This window comes from Rhizobium sp. NFACC06-2 (assembly GCF_900101425.1).
GTDB lineage: Bacteria > Pseudomonadota > Alphaproteobacteria > Rhizobiales > Rhizobiaceae > Agrobacterium > Agrobacterium leguminum.
The window spans coordinates 322,410-347,878 of record NZ_FMVA01000002.1 but is presented as its reverse complement, the minus strand read 5'-3'; the positions used below and the strand labels follow the sequence as shown (position 1 = coordinate 347,878).

25 protein-coding genes are annotated in these 25,469 nt (G+C 58.9%); 21 read left to right on the top strand and 4 right to left on the bottom strand.

Annotated elements, in window-relative coordinates; translation table 11 throughout:
* Positions 1-48: 48 nt before the first annotated feature.
* Entirely contained in the window at positions 49-507 is a 459-nt protein-coding gene (locus tag F3H58_RS06105; protein WP_035217820.1) for an RDD family protein, read from the bottom strand.
* Positions 508-605: 98 nt separating this feature from the next.
* Complete coding sequence (hemB, locus tag F3H58_RS06100) at positions 606-1,619, bottom strand: porphobilinogen synthase (protein ID WP_149741556.1); 1,014 nt, start codon at positions 1,617-1,619, stop codon at positions 606-608.
* 174 nt (positions 1,620-1,793) lie between these two features.
* Here hemB and F3H58_RS06095 point away from each other — a divergent pair, with 174 nt between their 5' ends.
* On the top strand, positions 1,794-2,231 hold the full coding sequence (locus F3H58_RS06095; protein WP_003496683.1) for a DUF6163 family protein: 438 nt from the start codon (positions 1,794-1,796) through the stop codon (positions 2,229-2,231).
* Between the two features lie 234 nt (positions 2,232-2,465).
* On the top strand, positions 2,466-2,975 hold the full coding sequence (gene ldtR / locus F3H58_RS06090) for a transcriptional regulator LdtR (protein WP_026363448.1): 510 nt from the start codon (positions 2,466-2,468) through the stop codon (positions 2,973-2,975).
* Between the two features lie 110 nt (positions 2,976-3,085).
* Here ldtR and F3H58_RS06085 read toward each other — a convergent pair whose 3' ends face one another.
* Positions 3,086-3,793, bottom strand: coding sequence for a hypothetical protein (locus F3H58_RS06085; RefSeq protein ID WP_149741554.1), 708 nt, complete (start codon positions 3,791-3,793; stop codon positions 3,086-3,088).
* 483 nt (positions 3,794-4,276) lie between these two features.
* Here F3H58_RS06085 and F3H58_RS06080 point away from each other — a divergent pair, with 483 nt between their 5' ends.
* The 10 genes from F3H58_RS06080 (at position 4,277) to F3H58_RS06035 (ending at position 15,276) form a co-directional block, all read left to right on the top strand.
* The gene (locus F3H58_RS06080) at positions 4,277-5,608 is read left to right on the top strand and encodes a L,D-transpeptidase family protein (protein ID WP_003520799.1); all 1,332 of its coding nucleotides are present in this window, start codon (positions 4,277-4,279) and stop codon (positions 5,606-5,608) included.
* 385 nt (positions 5,609-5,993) lie between these two features.
* Positions 5,994-7,283: a serine hydroxymethyltransferase gene (gene glyA / locus F3H58_RS06075; protein WP_149741553.1), complete on the top strand. Its 1,290-nt coding sequence runs from the start codon at positions 5,994-5,996 to the stop codon at positions 7,281-7,283.
* A gap of 12 nt (positions 7,284-7,295) precedes the next feature.
* Complete coding sequence (gene nrdR / locus F3H58_RS06070; protein ID WP_003496675.1) at positions 7,296-7,775, top strand: transcriptional regulator NrdR; 480 nt, start codon at positions 7,296-7,298, stop codon at positions 7,773-7,775.
* A gap of 2 nt (positions 7,776-7,777) precedes the next feature.
* Positions 7,778-9,022 carry a bifunctional diaminohydroxyphosphoribosylaminopyrimidine deaminase/5-amino-6-(5-phosphoribosylamino)uracil reductase RibD gene (gene ribD / locus F3H58_RS06065; RefSeq protein WP_149741552.1) on the top strand — a complete coding sequence of 415 codons (1,245 nt, stop codon included), beginning with the start codon at positions 7,778-7,780 and terminating at the stop codon, positions 9,020-9,022.
* Entirely contained in the window at positions 9,022-9,633 is a 612-nt protein-coding gene (locus F3H58_RS06060) for a riboflavin synthase (protein WP_059752541.1), read from the top strand. The genes ribD and F3H58_RS06060 overlap by 1 nt, the downstream gene beginning before the upstream one ends.
* A gap of 295 nt (positions 9,634-9,928) precedes the next feature.
* Complete coding sequence (locus tag F3H58_RS06055) at positions 9,929-10,561, top strand: LysE family translocator (protein ID WP_149741551.1); 633 nt, start codon at positions 9,929-9,931, stop codon at positions 10,559-10,561.
* Between the two features lie 164 nt (positions 10,562-10,725).
* Positions 10,726-11,172: a 6,7-dimethyl-8-ribityllumazine synthase gene (locus tag F3H58_RS06050; RefSeq protein ID WP_020809943.1), complete on the top strand. Its 447-nt coding sequence runs from the start codon at positions 10,726-10,728 to the stop codon at positions 11,170-11,172.
* 4 nt (positions 11,173-11,176) lie between these two features.
* Positions 11,177-11,674, top strand: a complete 498-nt coding sequence (gene nusB, locus F3H58_RS06045) for a transcription antitermination factor NusB (protein ID WP_004441180.1) — start codon at positions 11,177-11,179, stop codon at positions 11,672-11,674.
* Positions 11,675-11,695: 21 nt separating this feature from the next.
* Positions 11,696-12,919: an MFS transporter gene (locus tag F3H58_RS06040; protein ID WP_149741550.1), complete on the top strand. Its 1,224-nt coding sequence runs from the start codon at positions 11,696-11,698 to the stop codon at positions 12,917-12,919.
* A 218-nt stretch (positions 12,920-13,137) separates the two neighbouring features.
* On the top strand, positions 13,138-15,276 hold the full coding sequence (locus F3H58_RS06035) for a sodium-translocating pyrophosphatase (RefSeq protein WP_149741549.1): 2,139 nt from the start codon (positions 13,138-13,140) through the stop codon (positions 15,274-15,276).
* 76 nt (positions 15,277-15,352) lie between these two features.
* Here F3H58_RS06035 and F3H58_RS06030 read toward each other — a convergent pair whose 3' ends face one another.
* On the bottom strand, positions 15,353-15,883 hold the full coding sequence (locus tag F3H58_RS06030; protein ID WP_149741548.1) for an outer membrane protein assembly factor BamE: 531 nt from the start codon (positions 15,881-15,883) through the stop codon (positions 15,353-15,355).
* A 272-nt stretch (positions 15,884-16,155) separates the two neighbouring features.
* Here F3H58_RS06030 and F3H58_RS06025 point away from each other — a divergent pair, with 272 nt between their 5' ends.
* The 9 genes from F3H58_RS06025 (at position 16,156) to F3H58_RS27140 (ending at position 25,165) form a co-directional block, all read left to right on the top strand.
* Positions 16,156-16,695: a ubiquinol-cytochrome C chaperone family protein gene (locus F3H58_RS06025; protein ID WP_149741547.1), complete on the top strand. Its 540-nt coding sequence runs from the start codon at positions 16,156-16,158 to the stop codon at positions 16,693-16,695.
* 8 nt (positions 16,696-16,703) lie between these two features.
* Positions 16,704-17,267, top strand: a complete 564-nt coding sequence (locus F3H58_RS06020) for a YceD family protein (protein ID WP_149741546.1) — start codon at positions 16,704-16,706, stop codon at positions 17,265-17,267.
* Between the two features lie 98 nt (positions 17,268-17,365).
* A complete protein-coding gene (gene plsX / locus F3H58_RS06015) occupies positions 17,366-18,427 on the top strand; it encodes a phosphate acyltransferase PlsX (protein ID WP_080817235.1) in 1,062 nt (353 codons plus the stop codon).
* A 4-nt stretch (positions 18,428-18,431) separates the two neighbouring features.
* The gene (locus F3H58_RS06010; protein ID WP_149741545.1) at positions 18,432-19,403 is read left to right on the top strand and encodes a beta-ketoacyl-ACP synthase III; all 972 of its coding nucleotides are present in this window, start codon (positions 18,432-18,434) and stop codon (positions 19,401-19,403) included.
* A gap of 244 nt (positions 19,404-19,647) precedes the next feature.
* Complete coding sequence (locus F3H58_RS06005) at positions 19,648-19,986, top strand: integration host factor subunit alpha (protein ID WP_003502236.1); 339 nt, start codon at positions 19,648-19,650, stop codon at positions 19,984-19,986.
* 273 nt (positions 19,987-20,259) lie between these two features.
* Positions 20,260-20,793 carry a MerR family transcriptional regulator gene (locus F3H58_RS06000; RefSeq protein WP_149741544.1) on the top strand — a complete coding sequence of 178 codons (534 nt, stop codon included), beginning with the start codon at positions 20,260-20,262 and terminating at the stop codon, positions 20,791-20,793.
* Positions 20,794-20,956: 163 nt separating this feature from the next.
* Positions 20,957-21,685 carry a nuclease gene (locus F3H58_RS05995; protein WP_149741543.1) on the top strand — a complete coding sequence of 243 codons (729 nt, stop codon included), beginning with the start codon at positions 20,957-20,959 and terminating at the stop codon, positions 21,683-21,685.
* A 658-nt stretch (positions 21,686-22,343) separates the two neighbouring features.
* On the top strand, positions 22,344-24,935 hold the full coding sequence (locus F3H58_RS05990) for a DNA-directed RNA polymerase (protein WP_149741542.1): 2,592 nt from the start codon (positions 22,344-22,346) through the stop codon (positions 24,933-24,935).
* 80 nt (positions 24,936-25,015) lie between these two features.
* On the top strand, positions 25,016-25,165 hold the full coding sequence (locus F3H58_RS27140) for a hypothetical protein (protein WP_162180300.1): 150 nt from the start codon (positions 25,016-25,018) through the stop codon (positions 25,163-25,165).
* Positions 25,166-25,469: the final 304 nt, after the last annotated feature.

The window sequence follows — 25,469 nt, the reverse complement described above, 5'->3', positions numbered from 1 at the left end:
CGGCATTTGCTGGGTTTGAAAGCCACGTTTGCGTGGCTTTCCGCAAAATCAGCGTGTTCTGACGATGACGGTGCCGAGCAGGAAGTCGTGAACGAGGCGCGAACGCTCGGTAAACAGGCCTGCAAGCAGGATCAGCGGCGTCAAAACCGAGTTGATGACCCAGAAAAGCACGATGTGAACGGTCGACAGCAGGAAATCGATTCGCCGCCCGTCCATCCGCGCCATGGCGATCCCCATCGCCCGCATGCCGGGGGTGGCCTGCGAGGGGCCGCCGAGCGTCATGCCGAAATAAAGCACGGCAACGATGACGAACAGCGCCGGATAAAGGAAGAAGCCAAGGCCGAGGGTAATCACGCCAAGAAAGAACACAATTACAGCCGCCGGAATGCACAGCAGGAGAACGATCGCATAATCGATCAGGAACGCGAAGACCCGCCGGCTCAGGACGCCGCTATAGGCGCGCCAGTCGTCCGGTGCGGCATAAGTGGGGTTCTGGTCGAGGCTCATCGGTCGTTTTCTCCTGAGAAGGTCTGACAGCGCGGCATATATGCCGTGTCAGCAGACAATATGGGAAGAAAACGACCGAATACAATAAGAGGTGGCCGTCAGCCCTTTGCGAGTTTGCGTGCAGCCTCGATGGCGAAATAGCTCAAGATGCCATCGCAGCCCGCGCGCTTGAAACAGAGAAGCGTTTCCATCATCACCCGCTCGCCATCGATCCAGCCGTTCATCGCGGCAGCCTTGATCTGGGTATATTCGCCAGACACCTGATAGGCGAAGGTCGGCAGGCCGAAATTCTCTTTCAGCCGCCAGCAGATGTCGAGATAGGGCAGGCCGGGCTTGACCATCAGCATATCCGCACCTTCCTCCACGTCGAGCGCTGCGTCGCGGATTGCCTCCATGCCGTTGGCAGGGCTGATGTAATAGCTGTTCTTGTCACCCTTCAGCAGGCCGGCCGTGGAGATGGCCTCGCGATAGGGACCGTAGTATCCGGAAGAGAATTTCGTCGCATAGGACATGATGCCGACATTCTGGTGCCCGGCGGCATCGAGACCGCGACGGATGGCGCCGATGCGGCCATCCATCATCTCCGACGGGGAAATAATGTCCGATCCGGCTTCCGCCTGCAGGATCGCCGCCTTGACGACCTGTTCCACCGTCTCGTCATTGACGATCTCGTCGCCGCGCAGAATGCCGTCATGGCCGTGGCTGGTGAAGGGATCGAGCGCAACATCGGTGATCATGCCGATATTGGGAACGGCTTTCTTGACGGCGATGGTTGCCTGATTGATGAGGTTATTCGCCTCCAGCGCGTTCGAGCCGGTCTCGTCGCGCAGCTCCATCTCGATATTCGGAAAGGTCGCGATTGCCGGAATGCCGAGATCGGCGGCCTCTTTCGCGGCTTCGACCAGTTTGTCGACGCTCATGCGGTTGACGCCCGGCATCGCCGGAATGGGTTCGACAATATTGCTGCCCGGCACGATGAAGACCGGCCAGATGAGATCATCAACGGTCAGGCGGCTTTCCTGCACCAGACGGCGCGTCCAATCCGCCTTGCGATTGCGCCGCATGCGACGATGGCCGGTGATCTCGTCGACCAGATGCGTTTTGTCCTGCATGTAAGAATGTCCTTCGATCAAATTTGGAAAGCTGCATAGCATGAAGCTTGGTCTATGCGAATGCGACAATCTTCCCTCATCGGCGTCCTGCGATGACGATGATGCTTTGACAAGGCAGGCGGCGGGATTCAATATGGGCTGGTCGCCCGTTCGTCGAGATCGTATCTTCCGGCCATGGAACCTGATTCTCAACCTCTGCCGAAACGCCCGCTTACGGAAATCCTCTTTCTGGTCTTCATGAGGCTGGTCGCGGTTTCCTGTTTCTGGTTCGGCCTGCAATATTGGGCGATGCTGACGGGCTATTCGCTTGGGGGCCATGGGCGGTTCGATATGCTGAACCTGCCCTGGCGCGTGGCCGGCAGCGCGCTGGCCGTTATTTTCCCTGTCGCGGCACTCGGTCTCTGGCTCGGGGCCTCCTGGGGCGCGGTCATGTGGGTCATGGGCGCGGGTGCGCAGATCGCCATGTATAAGGTGTGGCCGCATATCTTCGGCGCCAACACGCTGGTGCCCGTCATGCACGGCCTTGTGGCAACCATTTATATACTATTCCTGGTCGCTTTCTGGCTGGATCAGCGCCAGAATGAAGAACGCGCAAGAATTGATTTACCATAAGAATAAAGCAATTCGGCCTGGTTTTGGGCCGTGTTTCATGGCTAAGTCATTGATTTATAATAGTTGACCTTCGACCATTCCCGCTTCGCCACAAGTTGGGTCCTCCGGGGAAAATGCAGGTAACCATTTGTTAATCGTAGCTTTTAAGTAGAATTTTATGCGCATTGATTAGGTTCTCACTCAAGGCGGGAGACAAACAAACACACCGCCAAACAAAACAGTGAGGCAGTCATGATCAATAGCAAAGTTAAGCCCCAGGCCGTTGTTGCCGATGCACATGAAGATACCATCCGCTCGCTCTACATGGAGTCGCTGCACCTGGTGGAACGCCTCCACCGCCGCCTCCTCGATGTCATCAAGGATGAGTTCGACCGTCAGGGTCGCGATGACGTCAACGCCGTTCAGGCCCTGCTGCTGTTCAACATCGGCAATTCCGAACTGACGGCCGGCGAGCTTCGTTCCCGCGGTTACTACCTCGGCTCGAACGTCTCCTACAACGTCAAGAAGCTGGTCGATCTCGGTCTCATCAACCACCAGCGTTCGCGCGTCGACCGCCGCTCGGTCCGCATCAGCCTGACCGAAAAGGGCCAGGAAATCGCCGAAACGGTCGCCCGCCTTTATGAACGCCACGTCGGCTCGATCGAAAAGGTCGGCGGCATCGGCACTGGCGAGTTCTCCGAGATGAACAAGCTCCTGCAGCGCCTCGACCGCTTCTGGAACGACAGCATCGCATATCGCCTCTAATCCAATTGTGTGTTGATCCTGATTTATGATTAAAACGCTCTAAGTGGCGCGCCGTCTGCGCGCCACTTACTCACTAATGTCCGGTCGGTTTTCCGCGCACTACGCGGAAGTTATCGGGGACGAGGCGCCGGTGGCAAGTTGCTCGAATATTCGATATTCATTCCGGCGAGCGAATTGATGACAGGCGGTATCTTATGGGATCTGTCTTTAAACCATCGCAACTGTTCTTCCGTATAATAGTGACATAGAGCGGCCGCCATGACGATTTGCTTCTTAACACCGTCCGGCTCATCTTTTAAATATTCCGGTGAAAAATAGAAAAACGACGTGACGAGCTGGGCTTGCTCAGTTCTCGCGAATGTGCCTTCGGGTATAAAAGTGCGAAATTCAAGAAGGTTATCCTTCGCGACTTCTTCTGCGGCGGCTACTCGGTCGATGTAAGTTCCCACATCGAAAGCTGCCCTATCAAAGCCCAAGTTCGTTGCCGTAACAAAGAGATGCCCTTTCTCATCGAAAAAGGGAGTCCCCACCTCCAGAAAGTATTCCGGAGGGGTGATAGCGTTACAGAGTTTATTCCATGAAGAGATGTAGGCGCGAAATGTGGCGTTAGCATCTGCATTCGTCAGGGCTTCGCGCGCATACTTTGCCTGCTCAGCAGTCGAGGATGCGGCTTGCCAAGCGAAAAAAGATGATAGTGCGGCAACTCCCGTTCCGAATCCAATGATTGCCAGTTCAACTAGCCTGACAGGGTCGCGCCTGAACTGTTCGGTCCAATTCGCTTTCGCAATGGATCTTATACGGCGACGATTTTCCTGCATTCCCACCTCTTAGCGAACGCTTTCTCCATTCCATTGCCATAAATTCTTAGCTTGAGCTCTTAGAATAATGGTGGTCGTTCAATGCTCGATCGCTTATCGCCTCTGATATCCGCTACGATTTCACTGTAGAGCCGCGGGTATTGAGCTGCATCCGACTTGCAAATTCAGGCCATAAAGTCGGACGACTTCCCTTGTCAACCCAGGCGCAGGAGTCGAGGTCTTCGCCCTGTATTTCAGGCGAACACAGCTTCGTGAGAACGGCCCCGTGACACGAATCGGCCATATTGATATGGGAGGCGCAAAGGCATAGGAGCCGGCTGTTTCTCCTGTTGTTGCGGCAAGTGTTCGACTGTAATGCCAGACACCAGCGCCCTGATCATGGCGTATCGAGTACTACCAGCCGGCAGACACGTTGTACGTGTTTGTTAATCATATTGATTTAGGCATTGTTGAGAATGCCGAAGAGAGTGGCTGGTAGGTAGAATGACAAAGAAATCCGTTTCCGATTCCGTATCGCGCCGCGCGCTTCTGCGTTCGGCCGTTTCCGTTGGTGCCGCCGCGCTTGCCGCGCCGGCCTTTGCGCAGAACGCGCTCAACGATCTCATGGGCTCTTCGCGCCGCGGCAACTGGGATGACCAGTTCGACGCCAATACGTCGCGTTCGGCCGTGGGCGTCGTTTCCAACAATCCGGTTCTCGGACGCGAAGCGCCGGTCTACATGCAGCAGGCGATCATGCAATATCAGCAGATCGTGCAGAATGGCGGCTGGCCGGAAGTGCCCGCGTCCCAGCAGCGTCTCCAGATCGGCGTCTCCGATCCTTCCGTACAGGCGCTTCGCCAGCGACTGATGGTGTCCGGTGACCTGCCGCGCGAAGCCGGCATTTCCAGTGCCTTCGACTCCTATGTCGATGGCGCGCTGAAGCGTTTCCAGGCCCGTCATGGCCTTCCGGCAGATGGCGTCAGCGGCGAATACACCACCAAGGCGCTCAATGTTTCCGCGCAGATTCGTCTGGCGCAGTTGCAGACCAACCTCGTTCGCATCCAGTCCATGTCCGGCGATCTCGGCCAGCGTCACCTGATGGTGAATATCCCGGCCGCCGCCATCGAAGCCGTTGAAAATGAACGCGTCGTGCTGCGCAACACGGCTGTCGTCGGCCGCGCCAGCCGCCCGACGCATGTGATCAATTCCAAGATTTACGAAGTCATCCTCAACCCTTATTGGACCGCGCCGCGCTCGATCGTCGAAAAGGACATCGTGCCGCTGATGCAGAAGGACCCGACCTATCTGGAGCGGAACAATATCCGCCTCATCGACGGCAAGGGGCAGGAAGTTTCGCCAACCGCAGTCGACTGGTTCGCGCCGAAGGCTCCGAACCTGATGTTCCGTCAGGACCCCGGCAAGATCAACGCCATGTCGTCCACGAAGATCAACTTCCACAATCCGAACAACGAATATATGCACGACACGCCGCAGCAGGGCCTGTTCAACAAGCTGATGCGTTTCGAATCCTCCGGCTGCGTGCGCGTGCAGAACGTGCGCGACCTGACGAGCTGGCTGCTGCGCGACACGCCCGGCTGGTCGCGTCAGGAAATGGAGCGTGTCATCGCCACCCGCGTCAACACGCCGATCAAGCTGGCGCAGGAAATCCCGGTCTATTTCGTCTACATCACCGCGTGGTCGGCGAAGGACGGCGTGGTGCAGTTCCGCGACGACATCTATGAAAAGGACGGCAACGCCGAACTGGCGCTCAACACCACGAGCGGCATGGAACAGCCCGCCGGCCCGGTGGATGACGATCTGTTGCCGCGCAACTGATCGGGCTTTGTTGTCGGTTTCTTACCGCGAATGAAGGCCGCGCTTCGCCGGGTGCGGCGTAGCCTTCATACGCCGTCACCCCGGACTTGATCCGGGGTCCAGTGCGATCAAGGACTTGATCGCGAGAGTGCCCTTTCACGGCGCAGACGCGCCGTGATTGGATGCCGGATCTAGTCCGGCATGACGGGAGGAGAGCTTGTCGCCTTTCTTCACAAGTCTGATCCGCTGCGTGCGGCTTTTCTCCCTCTGACCGCTACTTTAAAAAAACATCTGTCGTTTTTTGTCGCAACGTCGCAGTTTGACGGGCAAATCTCGCTGCCCGTATTGCTCTTGTCGGGGCAGGGCGCTAAGACGCCATCGCATTACTGTTTCAGGAGCCTTCACCATGTCGAACACAGATGCTTTCTTCTCCCGTCCGCTTTCCGATGTCGATCCGGAAATTTTCGGCGCGATCGAGAAGGAACTGGGTCGCCAGCGCCACGAGATCGAACTGATCGCCTCGGAAAACATCGTTTCCCGCGCCGTGCTCGAAGCGCAGGGTTCGATCATGACCAACAAATATGCCGAAGGTTATCCAGGCAAGCGTTATTACGGCGGCTGCCAGTTCGTCGACATCGCTGAAGAACTCGCGATCGAACGCGCCAAGAAGCTGTTCGGCGTCAACTTCGCCAACGTGCAGCCGAATTCCGGTTCGCAGATGAACCAGGCCGTGTTCCTCGCACTGCTTCAGCCGGGCGATACCTTCATGGGTCTCGATCTGAATTCGGGCGGTCACCTGACGCATGGTTCGCCGGTCAACATGTCCGGCAAGTGGTTCAACGTCGTCTCCTACGGCGTGCGTGAAGGCGACAACCTGCTCGACATGGACGAGGTTGAGCGCAAGGCCAAGGAACACAAGCCGAAGCTCATTCTCGCCGGCGGCACCGCCTATTCGCGTGTATGGGACTGGAAGCGCTTTCGCGAGATCGCCGATGAAGTCGGCGCATACCTCATGGTCGACATGGCCCACATCGCCGGTCTCGTCGCCGGTGGTCAGCATCCGTCGCCGTTCCCGCACTGCCATGTCGCCACCACCACCACGCACAAATCGTTGCGCGGCCCGCGCGGCGGCATGATCCTCACCAATGACGAGGATCTGGCCAAGAAGTTCAACTCGGCCGTTTTCCCCGGTCTGCAGGGCGGCCCGCTGATGCACGTCATCGCCGCCAAGGCCGTCGCTTTCGGTGAGGCCCTTCAGCCGGAGTTCAAGGACTATGCCGCACAGGTCGTCAAGAACGCCAAGGCACTGGCCGAAACCCTGATAGAAGGTGGTCTGGACGTCGTTTCGGGCGGCACCGACAACCACCTGATGCTGGTCGACCTTCGCAAGAAGAACGCGACAGGCAAGCGCGCGGAAGCCGCACTCGGCCGCGCCTACATCACCTGCAACAAGAACGGCATTCCTTTCGACCCGGAAAAGCCCTTCGTTACCTCGGGTGTCCGTCTCGGCACACCGGCCGGTACGACGCGCGGTTTCAAGGAAGCGGAATTCCGCGAAATCGGCAAGCTGATCGTCGAGGTTCTCGATGGTCTGAAGGTTGCCAATTCGGATGAGGGCAATGCCGCCGTCGAGGCTGCGGTGCGTGAAAAGGTCGTCGGCCTGACCGACCGTTTCCCGATGTACCCCTACATGTAAGAGAGGAAGACGATGCGCTGCCCATTTTGCGGTTCCGAAGACACGCAGGTCAAGGACTCGCGTCCGGCGGAGGACAATACCTCCATCCGCCGGCGGCGCATCTGCCCCGATTGCGGCGGCCGCTTCACGACCTATGAGCGCGTGCAGCTGCGCGAGCTGATGGTCATCAAGAAAAGCGGCCGCAAGCTGCCCTTCGACCGGGAAAAGCTGGTGCGATCCTTCGAGATTGCGCTGCGCAAGCGCCCGGTCGATCGCGACCGGATCGAGCGTGCCGTCTCCGGCATCGTTCGCCGTCTGGAAAGTTCGGGCGAGACGGAAATCCCCTCGGAAGAAATCGGCCTGCAGGTTCTCGAAGCGCTGAAGAGCCTCGATGACGTGGCCTTCGTGCGTTACGCCTCGGTCTATCGCGATTTCAGCCATGCCGAGGATTTCGAAAACGTGATTGCCGAAATCAACGCCAAGATCGCCCGCGATACGGACGCCGGAGTCTAGCCGTGACCACCCGCGCCGATGACGAAAAATTCATGGCCCGGGCAATCGAGGTTTCTCTCCGCCATCAGGGCCAGACGCTTACCAATCCCTCCGTCGGCTGCGTGCTCGTCAAAGACGGACAAATCATCGCCGAAGCGGTGACCGCCATCGGCGGCCGCCCGCATGCCGAACGGCAGGCGCTGGAAATCGCCGGCGAGGCGGCGCGCGGCGCGACCGCCTATGTGACGCTCGAACCCTGTTCACACTGGGGCAAAACCCCGCCTTGCGCCAACGCGCTGGTGGAATATGGCGTTGCCCGTGTCGTGGTGGCGGTGGACGATCCGGACGAGCGCGTCTCCGGCCGTGGTTATCAGATATTGCGCAATGCTGGCATCGTTGTGGAAACCGGTCTGCTGCGTGATGAAGGTAAGAGGGCGCTTGCCGGCTACCTCACAAGACAGGTGAAAAAACGCCCGCATGTGATTCTGAAACTTGCGATTTCCGCTGACGGCATGATCGGCAGGAGAGGCGAGGGGCAGGTGGCGATCACCGGGCCCGAGGCTCGCCATGCCGTGCATGAATTGCGCGCGCGTTGCGATTGCATTCTCGTTGGTATCAGGACCGCCATTGCGGATGATCCCGAACTGACGGTGCGAATAGCTGGTCTCGAGGATCGTTCGCCGGTTCGCATCGTGCTGGATCGGCAGTTTGAGTTGCCGCTGACATCGAAGCTGGTGAAGACAGTGCGGGAGGTGCCGGTGATCGTTGCGGCGATACCCCCCTCTGCCCTGCCGGGCATCTCCCCCTCAAGGGGGGAGATCGATGGAGCGCCGCTTCGCCCTGCATCGGCAGCTGGAGAGGGTGAGCCGGAGGCACAATTTGCACGAGCGGCTAGCCCCTTGCCGATCTCCCCCCTTGATGGGGAGATGCCCGGCAGGGCAGAGGGGGGTAGCCGCGACCACCGACGCCAGCTTCTCACCGACGCTGGCGTCCAGATTCTCGAAGCCCCAGCGCTCGAAAACCTCCTCCACATCCTCGCCGAAAGCGGCATGTCGGAACTTCTGGTCGAAGGCGGCGCCTTTGCCGCAAAATCATTCCTTGAAGCCGGGCTGGTGGACCGTATCATGCTGTTCGAAAGCCCGGTGGTGATCGGTGAGGGCGGCATTGAAACGCCGCTCAAACGTGCCGATATTCCGGGCGACTATGCTCTGGTCAGCGAAACCGCCTACCGGCCGGATCGCTGCTTCGATTATGAAAGGCCGATTTGATGTTTACCGGAATTGTCACCGACGTCGGAACCGTTTCCGAGCTGGAAGCTCTGGCCGAAGGCGTGCGTCTGCGGGTGGCGACAAATTACGACCCCAAGACCATCGATATGGGCGCGTCCATCTCCCATGGCGGCGTCTGCCTGACGGTGACGAGACTGCCGGAAGATGGCAGCAATGAGCGCTGGTACGAGGTCGAGGCCTGGGAAGAGGCGCTGCGCCTGACGACGATTGCCGGCTGGCAAAAGGGTACCCACGTCAATCTGGAGCGGGCGCTCAAGATCGGCGATGAGCTTGGCGGCCACATCGTCTCCGGCCATGTCGATGGCAGGGCGGAAATCCTTTCGGTGGAGCCGGAAGGCGAGGCGGTGCGAATCCGCCTGCGCGCGCCGGAGCATCTGGCGAAATTCGTGGCGCCCAAGGGTTCCGTGGCGCTCGACGGCACCTCGCTCACCGTCAACGCCGTCGAAGGCACGGATTTCGACGTGCTGCTGATCCGCCACACGCTGACTGTCACCACATGGGGCGAACGCCAGCCGGGTGATTTCGTGAATTTCGAAGTCGATACCATGGCGCGTTACGCCGCAAGGCTTGCGGAATTTCCCTCAGCGTAATGTGACGAGCTTTGGAGAGGAGGACACACCGACGCCTCCTCCGTCATTCCGGCCTTGAGCCGGAATCCAGCCAGCCCAAGTCTTTGGGCTGAAAGAACTTTTCCCGCCGCGCAGACGCGCGTTGACTGGATTCCGGCTCAAGGCCGGAATGACGGAAAGGGAGTGGCCAACACCTGAAATCGCGGCACATTGCAATTGTTCTCATGCACCGCTTCCGATGAAGCTGGAAACGCTATAGGACTTTTTAGGCCGTTTGATATCGACCGCGAGCCAAACGGGGTAGGGGAAATACATCATGCCGTCCTTCGAACTGCTGACAGCCTTTTTCATAACCACCGCCTTGTTCGCCTATATCCCCGGTCCGGCCATGCTTTATGCGGCGGCGCAGACCATGGCGCGCGGCCGGTTTGCCGGGCTGATGGCGGTGCTTGGAATCCATGTCGGCTGCTATTTCCACATCTTTGCCTCTGCGGCAGGGCTTTCGGTGCTGTTTCAGGCCGTGCCGTGGCTTTATCTCGCCGTGAAGCTCTGCGGCGCGCTGTATCTTGTGTGGCTCGGCTTCTCGATGCTGCGCAGCAAGCTTGAAGGCGAGGCGGTCAATCTGACCATCGAGCCGAAATCGGCCCGCCGCGCCTTTGTCGACAGCATCATCGTCGATGTGCTCAATCCGAAGACGGCGCTGTTCTTTCTGGCCTTCCTGCCGCAATTCGTGGACCCTGCGGCAGCCTTTCCGGTCTGGCTGCAATTGCTGATCCTCGGCATCGCCGTCAATTTCATTTTTTCCTCGGCCGATCTCGTCGGGGTGCTTCTCGCGGGCGCCATGGTTGGGCGTTTGGAGCGTTCCGGCACGGTGCAGGTGCTCGCACGGCGCGCGGCTGGGACGGTGTTGATGGGGCTTGGCGTCCATCTCGCCTTCCAGAAAACCTGATTGTCGCGGAGCCGCGCCTGAAGGCGTGAAACCCGGCCAAATGCCCCGCAGACGCGGCCCCTTGCGCCGCTGATACATGAAATTACTTGCCAAAAACGGCCAGCCGTGGTTTGACCGCCGCAAAAGCCGGTATGATCCGGCATCAAGCTTTTCAGGAAAATATCATGTCCAAACCCCATCTTCTTATCGTGGAAGCACGTTTTTACGACGATATGGCGGATGCCCTTCTCGAAGGCGCGAAATTCGCGCTCGATGAAGCCGGCGCCACCTATGACGTCATTACCGTTCCCGGTGCGCTGGAAATCCCCGCCGCCATCGCCATGGCGCTTGACGGTGCTGACAATGACGGCACGGAATATGACGGTTTCGTTGCGCTCGGCATGGTAATCCGTGGCGAGACCTACCATTTCGACATCGTCTCCAACGAATCCTCCCGCGCCCTGATGGATCTCGCTGTCAGCGAATCGCTGCCGATCGGCAACGGGATCCTCACCGTCGAGAATGACGAGCAGGCATGGGCGCGCGTGCGTCGTTCCGACAAGGACAAGGGCGGTTTTGCGGCGCGTGCGGCGCTGACCATGATCGAGCTGAAGAAGAAGCTGGGTGGCTGAGCGCATGTCGAACGTTGAAAATGGCGGCGAACCGCGCCAGCCTTCGGTAAAGCCCGCCAACCAGCGCGGCGCGGCCCGCCTTGCGGCCGTGCAGGCGCTTTACCAGATGGATGTCGGCGGAACCGGCGTCATGGAAGTCGTGGCCGAATACGAGGCGCACCGTCTTGGGCAGGAAGTCGACGGCGATACCTATCTGAAGGCTGACCCGTCCTGGTTCCGTTCCATCGTTTCCGGCGTCGTCCGAGATCAGACGAAGATCGACCCGCTGGTGCGCTCCGCCCTTCTGGAAGACTGGCCGCTGTCGCGCCTCGATGCTACCGTGCGCGCCATCCTGCGGGCCGGCACTTTCGAGATTCTCGAGCGCAAGGACGTGCCGGTCGCCGTCATCGTCACGGAATATGTTGAAATCGCCCGTGCTTTCTTCGAGCATGACGAGCCCAAGCTGGTGAATGCGGTTCTGGACCGCATTGCCAAGCAGGTGCGCGGCGAGGCAAAACGCTAAAATACGTTAGGTGAGGAAGATATGAGCGCGGTTTCCGTCCCCGGACTTGAAGTTCAACTGGACGAGGCGAAGCGCAACGTCTTTCTCCTCACCATCGCGCAGGCGATCATGGGATCGGCTGCGCCCTTAAGCTTTTCGGTCGGCGCACTTGCCGGCTATCAGCTGCTCGGCGCGGACAAGTCGCTGGCGACCGCGCCTCTCACCGGCTTCAATATCGGCGTTGCGCTCGGCGCGATCTGCGTGGCGGCCGCATCCCGCTTCCTCGGCCGCAAGGCAGGCTTCATGGTCGGCGCGCTGATGTGCTCCATCGGCGGCGGCATTGCCGCCGTGGCGCTCTTCCGTTCGGATTTCTGGCTGTTTGCCGTCGGCCTGCTGCTGATCGGCATTTCCGGCGGCTTCACGCAAAAAATCCGTTTCGCCGCAGCCGACGCCTCTCCATCCTTTTACAAGCCTAAGGCGATCTCCTGGATTTTGGCCGGCGGCATCATTTCCGCGATTGTCGGGCCGCAACTCGCCATTTTCGGCAAGGACCTGCTTGCGCCGGTCACCTTTGCCGGCGCTTTTCTGGCGCTCGTTCCGCTCGGCCTCGTCTCGATCGCCATTCTGGCGTTTCTGAAATTGCCCGACCCCAAGGCGGCCGCCGCCCATGTCGAATCGGTAAGGCCGCTGTCGGAAATCGTCCGCACGCAGCGTTTCATCACCGGCATGATCTGCGGCATCGGTTCCTATGCCCTGATGACCTTCATGATGACCGGCGCACCGCTCGCCATGGTCGTCGGCTGCGGTTTCCCCACCGAACTCGCCACGCTCGGCATCCAGTGGCACGTTCTCGCCATGTTCGGCCCGAGCTTCTTCACCGGCATGCTGATTTCCCGATTCGGGGCGGAAAAAATCGTGGCAGTCGGCCTGATCGTGCTGATGGCCTGCGCCATCGTCGCCCATATGGGCATAGAGCTGTGGAATTTCTGGGCGGCGCTCATCCTGCTTGGCCTCGGCTGGAATTTCGGCTTCATCGGCGCGACCGCCATCATCACCTCCAGTTACCGCCCGCATGAGGCGGACAAGGTGCAGGGTTTCCACGATATCGTGCTGTTTGGCACCGTGGCGCTGTCATCCTTCTCTTCCGGCAAGGTGTTTACGGCCTGGGGCTGGTCGGTGATGAACCTCGTCATCTGGCCGGTTGCCGGGCTTTGCCTCCTGCTTGTCCTGTCGCTCGTCCTGACAAGCCGCAAAAAAGCAGCCTGAGTCGCGCGCCGCACTCTACTCCTTTCAAGTTTCAGGCAAATTTGTGGGCTTGACGCGGCACCTCGCGCCAACGCAATCTCCGCTCCGAGGACATTTTTCCTTGGGAGGGGAACAAATGCCCAAGACGGGATTTGGGACAGGCCGTCCGCATCTCCCTGCACAAGGTTTCGCCACGCCGGGGAGGGAGTGAGACCCGGCCTTTTGGGAGGTAAGTGCGCATGACCGTAATACCCATAGTAATTTTATGCGGTGTCCTGTCCGTCGTTTACGCGGTATGGGCCACCAAAAGCGTTCTCGATGCCGATCAGGGCAACGAGCGTATGCGTGAAATAGCAGGTTTTATCCGTGAAGGTGCGCAGGCTTATCTCACCCGTCAATATCTCACCATCGCCATCGTCGGACTGATAGTCGCCATTCTGGCCTGGTATCTCTTGTCCTCCATGGCGGCTATCGGTTTCATCATCGGCGCGGTTCTGTCCGGTGTCGCCGGTTTTGTCGGCATGCATGTCTCCGTGCGCGCCAATCTGCGCACCGCGCAGGCCGCCTCGCACAGCCTTTCCGCCGGTCTCGATATTGCCTTCAAGTCGGGCGCCATCACCGGCATGCTGGTGGCGGGTCTCGCGCTGCTCGGCGTCTCGATCTATTATTACATCCTCACCGCGGTGATGGGCCACGCGCCCGGCTCGCGTGAGGTGATCGACGCGCTGGTGTCGCTCGGTTTCGGCGCTTCGTTGATCTCCATCTTCGCCCGTCTCGGCGGCGGCATCTTCACCAAGGGTGCGGATGTCGGCGGCGATCTCGTCGGCAAGGTCGAGGCCGGCATTCCCGAGGACGACCCGCGCAACCCGGCAACGATTGCCGATAACGTGGGCGACAATGTCGGCGATTGCGCCGGCATGGCGGCTGACCTCTTCGAAACCTATGCCGTCTCCGTTGTCGCGACCATGGTTCTCGCCGCCATCTTCTTTGCGGGAACGCCGATACTGGAAAGCGCCATGGTCTATCCGCTGGCGATTTGCGGCGCGTGTATTCTGACGTCGATTGCCGGCACTTTCTTCGTCAAGCTCGGCACCAACAACTCCATCATGGGCGCTCTCTATAAGGGGCTCATTGCCACCGGCATCTTTTCCGTCGCCGGCCTTGCCGTGGCAACCTATGCCACGGTTGGCTGGGGAACGATCGGCACTGTGGCCGGCATGGAGATCACCGGCACCAATCTCTTCTTCTGCGGATTGGTCGGCCTCGTCGTGACGGCGCTGATCGTCGTCATCACCGAATATTATACCGGCACCAACAAGCGGCCGGTCAACTCCATCGCCCAGGCATCGGTCACCGGCCACGGCACCAACGTCATTCAGGGCCTTGCGGTGTCGCTGGAATCAACGGCGCTGCCGGCCATCGTCATCGTCGGCGGCATCATCGGCACCTACCAGCTTGGCGGCCTGTTCGGCACCGGTATTGCCGTTACCGCCATGCTCGGCTTGGCGGGCATGATCGTCGCACTCGACGCCTTCGGTCCGGTCACGGACAATGCCGGCGGCATCGCCGAAATGGCTGGTCTTGATCCAGACGTTCGCAAGGCGACCGATGCGCTGGATGCCGTTGGCAATACCACCAAGGCCGTGACCAAGGGTTATGCCATCGGCTCGGCCGGTCTCGGCGCCTTGGTGCTGTTTGCCGCCTATGCCAACGACCTGTCCTATTTCGCCGCCAATGGCGATACCTATCCCTACTTCAAGGACATTGGCGAGATTTCCTTCAGCCTCGCCAATCCTTACGTTGTTGCCGGCCTGCTGTTCGGCGGCCTCATCCCCTATCTCTTCGGCGGTATCGCCATGACGGCGGTGGGTAAGGCGGCAAGCTCTATTGTCGAGGAAGTGCGCCGCCAGTTCCGCGAAAAGCCCGGCATCATGGCCGGAACGGAAAAGCCTGATTACGGCAAGGCCGTGGACCTGCTGACACGGGCAGCGATCAAGGAAATGGTCATCCCGTCGCTCCTGCCGGTTCTGGCGCCGCTCGTCGTTTATTTCGGTGTGCTGGCCATTTCCGGCTCCAAGGCGTCGGCCTTCGCGGCACTTGGCGCATCGCTGCTTGGCGTCATCATCAACGGCCTCTTCGTGGCGATTTCCATGACCTCCGGTGGCGGTGCATGGGACAATGCCAAGAAGAGTTTCGAAGATGGTTTCATCGACAAGGACGGCGTGCGCCACGTCAAGGGTTCGGACGCCCACAAGGCGTCGGTGACGGGCGATACGGTCGGCGATCCCTATAAGGATACCGCCGGTCCCGCCGTCAACCCGGCGATCAAGATCACCAATATAGTGGCGCTGCTGCTGCTTGCGGTTCTTGCCCACTGAGGGCTTATGTTCCGAACAATGAAAAAGGCCCGGGGAGCGATCCCCGGGCCTTTGAATTTTCCGTTTCTTCTTCCGATCAGGGGGTGTTGTTGCCCTGACCCAGAATGCTCTTGGCGATATTGGCGCCCGAGGTACCGCCGGAAAGCAGCTGCTGCAGGAAGGTGAGGTCCTTGCCGCCCGTCGGCGTGGTGCGCGAAATCGTGTCGAAGACCTTGCCGTCCTGCAGCGTATAGTTGGCCTTGCGCTCGATTACGCCGTCCTTGTTGAAGTAGATCGCGAGAATGTTCTGCTCGACCAGCGCCGGCTTCATGAAGGCCGCGCGGCGCACGCGCTTCTGCGAGATGTAATAGAAAACCTCGTTGCCGAAGGTCGCGGTGGTGGAGGGCGTGCCCATGGTCAGCAGAACCTGCTCGCGGCTCGAACCTTCCGGGATCAGCTGAAGCGACTGCTCGTCCATGACGTAGCCGTTATGGAACACATCGGTCGTGCTGCTGCAGGCGGAAAGCAGGCCGGATGCGAGCACGATTGCGATGGCGGTCTTGCTCAGAACATTGCCGTGATTTGCGGATTTCTGCTTGCTCAACTGCTTTTCCCCGACTGCGATCATGAATGGCACCTTCCGGCATTGCGTGGTGCACAGTGTCTGTGCACATGATTGTGTCAATCCGGGGACGGAAAATCCCGGTCACTCCCCAAATTCAATGCTTTCCCGGTCTTTTGGAACTCTCTCCAGTTCTCTTCGACTGTTTCAGGCGAAAGACGAACGTGACCGCGACAGCATTGCAATTCGTGGATGCTTCGGTAAACCAGCTTTGACGATCATGCAACAAGTGCGATGGGCGGTAAGCGAATTCACCCGTCCCGTTCGGAAAAAAAACGATGATATTCGGGCTGTTCAAGAAGAAAAACAACAATCGCGCCATTGTCGACCGGCAATATGCGACTTTGACCGCCGCGGCCCGTACGCCCGCTTTCTATCTCGATCTTGGTGTTCCCGATACGGTCATGGGCCGCTTCGAGATGCTGTCGGTCATCATGATTCTCTATTTCCGCCGCACCAAATCCTCCGATGTCAGCGGGCAGGAAATTGCCCAGGAGATCGTCGACGCCTTTTTTCAGGACCTCGATCATTCCATTCGCGAATTGGGGATAGGCGATCAGGGCGTGCCGAAGCGCATGAAGAAATTCGCCGGCATGTTCTATGGGCGGCTTGAATCCTATGCAGCGGCGCTGGATGCTTCCGATCGCGTTGCCCTTGCCGCGGCGCTCCGGCGCAATATATATCCGCAGGTAAATGAAAAGGCGCCCGATATGGAGGGGCTGGCAGGCTGGATGATGGACACATCCGCGCAACTTGCCGCCCAGTCCGAAGACACAATAGCAACCGGAAGCCTGACGCTGCCCTTGCCTGGACGATGAGGTTCACGATGAACGCGCGACACCCTGCAAATGACGACCTGCCTTTTTCCTATCCCGTAAAGGTAGGCCATATTTCCGCCAATCCGGTCAGGATTGGTCTCGAAGCCAGTGCCGAGGAACTGAAGGCGCTGGCGAAATTCTGGAATGTGGTTTCCGTCGAATATCTGAAGGCGGAGCTGCAGGTTTCCCGCTGGAAGAAGGATGGCGTCAAGATCAAGGGCGAAGTGCATGCGGCGGTAACGCAATCCTGCGTCGTCACGCTGGAGCCGGTATCGAGCAAGATCGATGAGACCGTCGAGCAGATTTTCGTTCCGGAAGGTTCGAAACTGGCGCGGATGGTGACCAATGAGGAAGGCGAGATCGTGCTCGACCCCGACGGCCCGGATATTCCCGACCAGTTCACCGGCGACAGCATCGACGTCGGCGCGGTGGTTGCCGAATTTGCGGCACTCGCGATCGATCCCTATCCGCGCAAAGCGGATGCGGAATTTGCCGAAGCGGCCGACAGGGAGCCTGAAGAAGAAAAGCGCCCGTCGCCCTTTGCCGTGCTGAAAGATTGGAAAAAAGACTGAATGGCCCCGTTGGGCTGAAATAATTTTATTGTAACGAAGGCCGGAAAAGGTATTTTCGCGCAAAACCGCTGATTGGCGGGAAGAAGGATAAGGGACGAGTGATCAGAATTGCAATTGACGTCATGGGTGGCGATTTCGGCCCAGATGTTGCCATACCCGGTGCCGCCAAGGCGCTTGAACGGCACAACGATGTAACTTTTCTGCTCTACGGGCAGAAGAGCAAATGCGACCCCATTCTGGCACAATATCCCGCACTTCGGGAAAAGTCGGTCTTTCACGATTGTGAAGTCTCTGTCAGCATGGACGAGAAGCCGAGCCAGGCGCTGCGCCGTGGCCGCTACGTCTCCAGCATGTGGCGCGCCATCGAGGCCGTGAAGCTCGGCGAGGCGGATGTTGCCGTTTCCGCCGGCAATACTGGCGCGCTGATGGCCATGGCGAAATTCTGTTTGCGCACCATGGCGCGGGTGGAACGCCCGGCAATCGCCGGCATCTGGCCGACGCTGAAGGGCGAAAGCATCGTGCTCGACATCGGCGCGACCATCGGCGCCGATTCCCAGCAGCTGCTGGATTTCGCCCTGATGGGCGGCGCCATGGCGCGTGCGCTTTTCGATATCGACCGTCCAACCGTCGGCCTGCTCAATGTCGGCGTCGAGGAGGTCAAGGGTCAGGAAGAGGTGCGGGAGGCCGGACGTCTGATCCGCGAGGCCGATCTCGCCACCATCGATTATCGCGGTTTCGTCGAAGGTGACGATATCGGCAAGGGCACGGTGGATGTGGTGGTGACCGAAGGTTTCACCGGCAACATCGCGCTCAAGGCCGCCGAAGGCACTGCACGCCAGATCACCACGCTTTTGCGCGAAGCGATCTCCCGCAGCTTTTTTGCCAAGATCGGTTATGTTCTGGCAAAAAGCGCCTTTGACGTGCTTCGTGAAAAGATGGACCCGCGCAAGGTCAATGGCGGCGTGTTTCTCGGCCTGAACGGTATCGTCATCAAGAGCCATGGCGGCACGGATGCCATCGGTTTTGCCTCGGCCGTCGATGTCGGCTACGACATGGTTCACAACGGCCTGACGGCCAAGATTGAAAATGATCTGAAAATTTACCACGCAAGACGGCTTCCGCCCCCGGCGCCCGAAGCTCTCGTGGCTGACGAGGAATAAGGGAATGATCCGCTCTATAGTCCGTGGTTTCGGGGCAGCGCTTCCGAAGCGTGTCATGACCAACAGCGAAATCGAAGGGGTCGTCGAGACTTCCGACGAATGGATCGTGCAGCGCACGGGCATCAAGCAGCGCTATATCGCCGGCGAAGGTGAAACCACCGCGTCTCTCGGCGAAGCGGCGGCGCGCGCCGCGCTCGATAATGCCGGCCTGACGCCCGACGATATCGACCTCATCATTCTGGCCACCTCGACCCCGGATAACACCTTTCCGGCAACGGCGGTGAACATCCAGAACCGTCTTGGCATGACCCATGGTTTCGCCTTCGACATGCAGGCCGTCTGCTCCGGTTTCGTTTATGCCGTATCGACCGCCGATCTCTATATTTGTGGCGGCATGGCCAAGCGCGTTCTGGTGATCGGCTCCGAGACCTTCTCGCGCATCCTCGACTGGAAGGACCGCACCACCTGCGTTCTCTTCGGCGACGGCGCCGGCGCGCTGGTTCTGGAGGCCGGTGAAGGCGAAGGCACTTCTGCCGATCGCGGCATTCTGACAGCGCAGCTTCGCTCCGATGGCTCGCACAAGGAAAAGCTTTATGTCGATGGCGGACCTTCCACCACCGGCACGGTCGGCCATCTGCGCATGGAAGGCCGGGAAGTGTTCAAGCACGCCGTCGGCATGATCACCGACGTCATCGAACAGGCCTTCGAGGCAACGGGCACGACGTCCGACGATCTCGACTGGCTGGTTCCGCATCAGGCGAACAAGCGCATCATTGACGGCTCTGCAAAGAAGCTCAACATCGACCCGGAAAAGGTCGTGATTACCGTCGATCAGCACGGCAATACCTCGGCCGCCTCCATTCCGCTGGCGCTCGCCGTTGCCGCTGGTGACGGACGCATCAAGAAGGGCGATCTGGTCATGCTGGAGGCCATGGGCGGCGGCTTCACCTGGGGCGCGGTGCTGCTGCGCTGGTAAAGGCCTGATTTCCGCATTTGCCGGGGCGCTGGCGCGAAATCGGTTGTGATTTTCGCGCTCACGCCCCGATCGGAAGCGCCGGAGCGGCCGAAGCCTGTGTCAAAACCGTATCACTCGCTCTAAGCCCTTGCACTGATTGCCGAAAGCCTCAAATGAATCTGGAACAATCCCTTGACCGGTCGCCACAAGGGAAATAATCTCGGCGGCTCCTAGAGAAGAGTTCAGACACGGTTTGCGGGGAAAAATGGCCGGGAAGACAGTGACACGCGCAGATCTTGCAGAATCTGTGTTTCGTAAAGTCGGGCTGTCCCGCACCGAATCCGCCGAACTGGTCGAAACGATCATTGACGAAATATGCAACGCGATCACCCGCGGCGAAGTCGTCAAGCTTTCTTCCTTCGCGACATTCCAGATACGGGAAAAGAACGAGCGTATCGGCCGCAACCCGAAGACGGGTGAGGAAGTTCCGATTTCCCCACGTCGCGTCATGACCTTCAAGGCCTCGAACGTGCTGAAGCAGCGCATTCTGAAGGCCCATACGGCCCGCAAGGCCAAGCAGAAGGGCCAGAAGGCCGGGGCGTAATCCCTCTTTCAGGTCTAAGCAACACGCCTTTTTTGCCGTATCGCAAGCCTTTTTCCCCATTCTTCTTGTGAACATACTTGAATTTCAACGTGCAAGCCGTTGAAATCCGGTCGACTCATATCATAATCAATTTTAGTGATTTGTATCTCGCCGCAACGGCGTCGGCGCGGGGTCGTAACCGACTTTGCGTGGTGTTTGACCGGCGGGTGAAAAGCGTTCTCGTTCAGTGTCCGGCCGGATGCATGGCGCTTCGGTTCGGATGGGAGTGGAAATTTGGATAAAAGCCCCGACGCGTTTCGGACGATCAGTGAAGTGGCGGATGAGCTGAACCTGCCGCAGCATGTGTTGCGTTTCTGGGAAACACGCTTTCCGCAGATCAAGCCGATGAAACGGGGCGGGGGCCGCCGTTATTACCGTCCTGACGATATCGATCTCCTGAAGGGCATTCGCCACCTTCTTTATGACCATGGCTACACCATCAAGGGCGTACAGAAGCTGCTGAAAGCCAATGGCAACCGCTTCGTGGCGGCCATCGCCTCCGGTGATCTCGCGACCATGGAAGCCATCATGGCGGCGAGCGGTGAAAAGGAAGTCGCCGAACCGCGTGTCATCGATACCGATGGGGACGAGGTCGTCGGTCGCCCGAAGGCCAAGCCAAGCGGCCGTTTTTTCGGCTTCGGCGGTGGCGGCGGCGATGCGGAAATATCGGTCGGCAAGTCGAGCATCGGCAAGGACGACCAGGCGCTTTTGCAAGAGGCCCTGTTCGATCTCCTCGAATGCAAGCGCCTTCTCGATCAGGTTCGCTGAGGGTTTATCCACAGCTCATTTGCGTGCTTTCCATTCGGGAAATCGAGAAAACAAGGGGTTAGGGCGTTTTCCCGATTCTCTGAAAAACGAAAACACCCGGCAATGCCAACCTTTCGGAAACTCCTTTGGCCGATAATGCGGCTCCGTAAAAAGGAGTCCGATCGTGAGCAATCGAAAATCGACAGCACGACGCCGCACGGCGAAGAAATCGGGTGGCGGCAGCGTTTGGCCCTGGGTGCTGATGTTGGGCGTCGTTGCCGGCGGCATTCAGGCTTACGAACATCGCGACAGTCTTTTGCCGCAGCGGCATGTTGCAAAGGCGACATCTCCGGCCACAAGTTCTTCGAAAGTCGCGACGGCGGCCAAACGCGATTCCGTCACGCCGCAGAAAGTGGCGTCCATTCGTCCCGCATCGCCGGCTCTGCCCGGCAACGGCCCGGTGCCGCCGCGCCCTATCGCCATGCCATCCGCCTCGCAGCCGAGCCAGGTCGCCGCTATCCTGCCGGAAACGCGCCCTTCGGTCGAAAAAATCTCGCTCGGTGAAAAAAGCGGTACTTTTGCCTTTTGCGGTCGTTCCGGCCTCAACAATTGCGTGGCCGATGGCAACACCTTCTGGATGAAGGGCGTGAAAATGCAGCTTGCCGGCATAGAAGTGCCGCAGATCGACCGGGCGCGCTGCATGGAAGAGCGCCAGCGTGGTTTCATTGCAAAGGTCAGGCTTCGCGACATGCTGAACGCCGGCGCCTTCGACGTGGCGTCTTCCGGCGAAGCTGGCGGGCAAGCCACGGAACGCAAACGGCTTTCACGTTCGGGCGTTTCTTTCGCCGATCAGCTCGTGCGGGAAGGGCTCGCGCATCCGGCACCGGCAAAAAATCAGTCTTGGTGTGGCTAAAGTCTTCTCGCTTTTCTTCGAATCGGAAAAACGCTCCAGCTCTTTGTTTGCCGCATTTCCGGACGGAAAACCGGGTTCCACTTTTCCTGGAAATGCTCCGAGGCCCCGTTGACCGAAACGGTTCGGCCTGTGTAGATGAGGCTCAGTCGTGTTTGGGACCGGCCCCAATGCCGGGCGCCAGAAACATGACGATTTTTTGCAGCGCCTCTGCCGAAACGGTACGCGGCTCGGCAATGCGGACGTGGCGAAATCGGTAGACGCAGCAGACTTAAAAGATCACCTTTAGTCTAGTCATCCGTGGATAGTTTCAGAATAACGAGGCGTGGAACCTAGCAGTTCTGCGCCTTTTTTACGACTTATATCTATCCACTACTGCATAACATAGCGTTTTTGCATAGTTGGTTCCTCTGCCTGTGGCAGGACTTGTGGCGTAAATGCGGGAATTTGACGTCCTACTGAGCCAGCACCGCAGGCAATTACCCCACACTTAAGGAAAAGACGGCAACGGCATCCCCTTCGTAACGAGAGGGATGATCAGCCGTGCGCCGATTACCCCTCACCATAGGCATCTCACAAAACCCCTCACCATAGGCCCAGTCCCCGGTTCACTTACTTAGGTGTTCCGAGGGCGGGCCTTTTCTTTTGGAAGGCTCTTCCCTTGATCGAACTCGACACCACTAACGAACTTTTTCTCGCCGCCCATGGATGCCTCCCGACCGAGCATGAAGCTTGGGAAAAGCAGATCGCTCTTGAAGAAGAGATGCGTTCGGCAGGCATCGCCCGCTTCGAGAAGGGCTTGGAAAAGAACCGGGAGAAGAACGCCGAGGCGTCCAATCTCTCCTCGCGCCGCATGATCATCCATGCACACGCTCAAGTGATCGCTGGTCTTGAGGCATTTCTAGCCGAGGCAAGCTCAGGCAAGGCAGGGAAGAAGCATACCGCCGTGGCGTATCTCAAAGATGCGGACCTCGACGTGGTTGCCCATCTCACGCTGCGGAACCTCTTCGATTACGTCTCCATGCGCATGAAGCTCACGCCGCTGTCCATCCGGCTCGCTGCGATGGTCGAGGATGAGCTGTTTTTCAATGCGTTCAAGGGTCACGACAAGGACGCCTATGAATACGCAAGGAAGAAGATCAGCGAGCAGACACACAACGCAGTCCACCAGAAGCGCGCCATGACCAAGCATGCCAAGCATAAGGGTGCCGAGTGGCAGGACTGGAGCCAAGACGTGAAAGCCAAGGTCGGCTTGAAGCTGATCGAGATCGCCGTGGAACAGACCGGCCTCTTTGAGATCGTCCGTCAATCGGAAGGCGCTCACAACACCAACATTTACGTGGTCGCTACCAAGGAAACGTTGGATTGGCTGGCCACGGAGAACTCCCGCCTTGCACCGTTGTCTCCGGTTTATCTTCCGACCCTAGTTCCACCGCGTCCGTGGACCTCTCCATTCCGAGGCGGTTACTGGTCGGGCAGGGTTCGCAACCTCAGGCTCATCAAGACCGGCAACCGTCAGTATCTGATGGACCTTGAGAGCGTGGATATGCCGAAGGTCTACCACTCGATCAACGCGATGCAGAACACGGCTTGGTCAATCAATCACCGCGTCTATGAGGTGATGGCTTCGCTTTGGGATAATCAATCCACCCTCGCATGCATACCCCAGGCTGATGATATGCCGCTCCCGGAGAAACCCATGTGGCTCGCCCCGGAAATGAAGAGGGAAGACATGTCGCCGGAGCAGCTCGAAGAGTTCTCGCGTTGGAAGTCCGAGCGGACCACCATCTACGAGGCGAACGCCCGTGCCGTCTCCAAGCGTCTGGCTTTCTCCCGCATGCTGGGCGTTGCCACTCGGTTCAAGGATGAGGAGGAGTTCTACTTCCCGCATCAGATGGACTTCCGTGGTCGCGTCTACGCTGTCCCGCTCTTCCTTAATCCCCAGGGCGACGATGCGTCCCATGGTCTCCTCCAGTTCGCAAACTCGGTCCCGATCACGAACGAGGAGGGAGCTGACTGGCTGGCCATTCACGGCGCTGGTCTTTGGGGCGTGGACAAATGCTCGATGAATGAGCGTGTCGAGTGGGTCATGGCGAACCAGAGGGAAATCCTCGCGTCCGCTGAGAACCCCTACGACAACCGCTTCTGGTTGACCGCAGAGAAACCATGGCAGGCGCTTGCGTTCTGCTTCGAGTGGCAGGGCTACGTTGCCGAGGGCTTCGCCTTTCATTCGCATCTGCCGGTACAGATGGACGGTACATGCAACGGCCTCCAGAACTTCTCGGCCATGCTCTTGGACGAGATCGGCGGGGCAGCAGTCAACCTCGTGCCCAGCGACAAGCCCAACGATATCTATGCCACGGTCGCTTCGGTCCTCATAGCGAAGCTCCGTGATATCGATGCGGCATGCCCGGAAGACACGACCACCAAGGAAGTGAAAGACAAGGAGACGAAGGAGAACAAGACCATCGTTGTTGAAAGCGATGGCTCGATGGCTCGGAAGTGGCTGGCCTATGGCATCACTCGCAAGGTGACCAAGCGCCCAGTCATGACGCTCGCCTATGGTGCATCTGAGTTTGGCTTCCGGGAACAGGTGTTCACCGATACGGTCACCCCCTGGAAACAGGCAGCGGGCGAGGCGTTCCCCTTCGAGGGCACCGGCTTCGCTGCGGCTTCCTTCCTCGGTCTCCTCATTTGGGATTGCGTGGGTGAAGTTGTGGTCGCGGCTGCTGGTGCCATGGACTGGCTCCAGAAGGTGGCCAAGATCGCGGCTAAGGAAAGCCTGCCCGTCATCTGGAATACCCCGGCTGGCCTCAAGGTCATGCAGGAATACACCACGAGCGAACAGAAGCGGCTTGAGCTGACGTTCCAGAAGGTGCGCCTCCAGCTCTCCATCGACGTTGCATCTAAGAAGATCGACAAGCGCAAGCAAGGAAGCGGCATCTCGCCCAACTGGGTCCACTCAATGGACGCGGCGCATATGCAGCTCACCGTTTCCCGATGCCACGACGAAGGTATCCGTTCGTTCTCGCTCATCCATGACAGCTACGGAACCCACGCGGGTAACGCCTGGGCGATGGCTCAATTCCTCCGGGAAGAGTTCGTCAAAATGTACGGGGACCACGATGTCCTTGCTGAGTTTGGCCGAGAGATTACGGCCATGCTCCCCGAAGGAACCCAGCTTCCTCCGCTCCCTGAAAAAGGCTCCCTGGATTTGTCTCAAGTCCTTGAGAGCGCTTTCTTTTTCGCCTGATCAATCCACTAGTGGAAACATTTGCGATGGTGATTACCCCTCACCATAGCAATCCTCACAAATCGACAAGGATTTTCCCCATGACCACCAACGTCAATGAAATGCAGTCCACCCTCGGCAAGGCAATCGTGCTCTGGAAGTCTGGCCGTAATGTCAGCTTCGCAATGGCCACGGAACTCCGTGAGCAGGGCTACGATGTTGCCGCGCTGGCCAAGGCTCATCGAGCATGAGCCGCGTCTACAATCCTTGTGTGGACTGCCGGTTCGCTAAAGCCGAGTACGGGTTCGTATGCACTCACCATCAGGTCGAGAAGGCAGACCCCGTTCTCGGTGCCACGTATCCCGACTGCCGGGATGCCAGGGAGATAGTGGGGAAATGCGGACCACACGGCGAGTATTTCCAGAAGCGACCACCCAAGCGTTCACTCCTCCAGAAGATCGCGGGGGCGTTCAAAAGTGACGCCTCCTGAGATCACGCCGAACACAGTCTCCTCATGGTGCCGCACCTTATCCCTCCATCGGGAAGAGCTGGCGA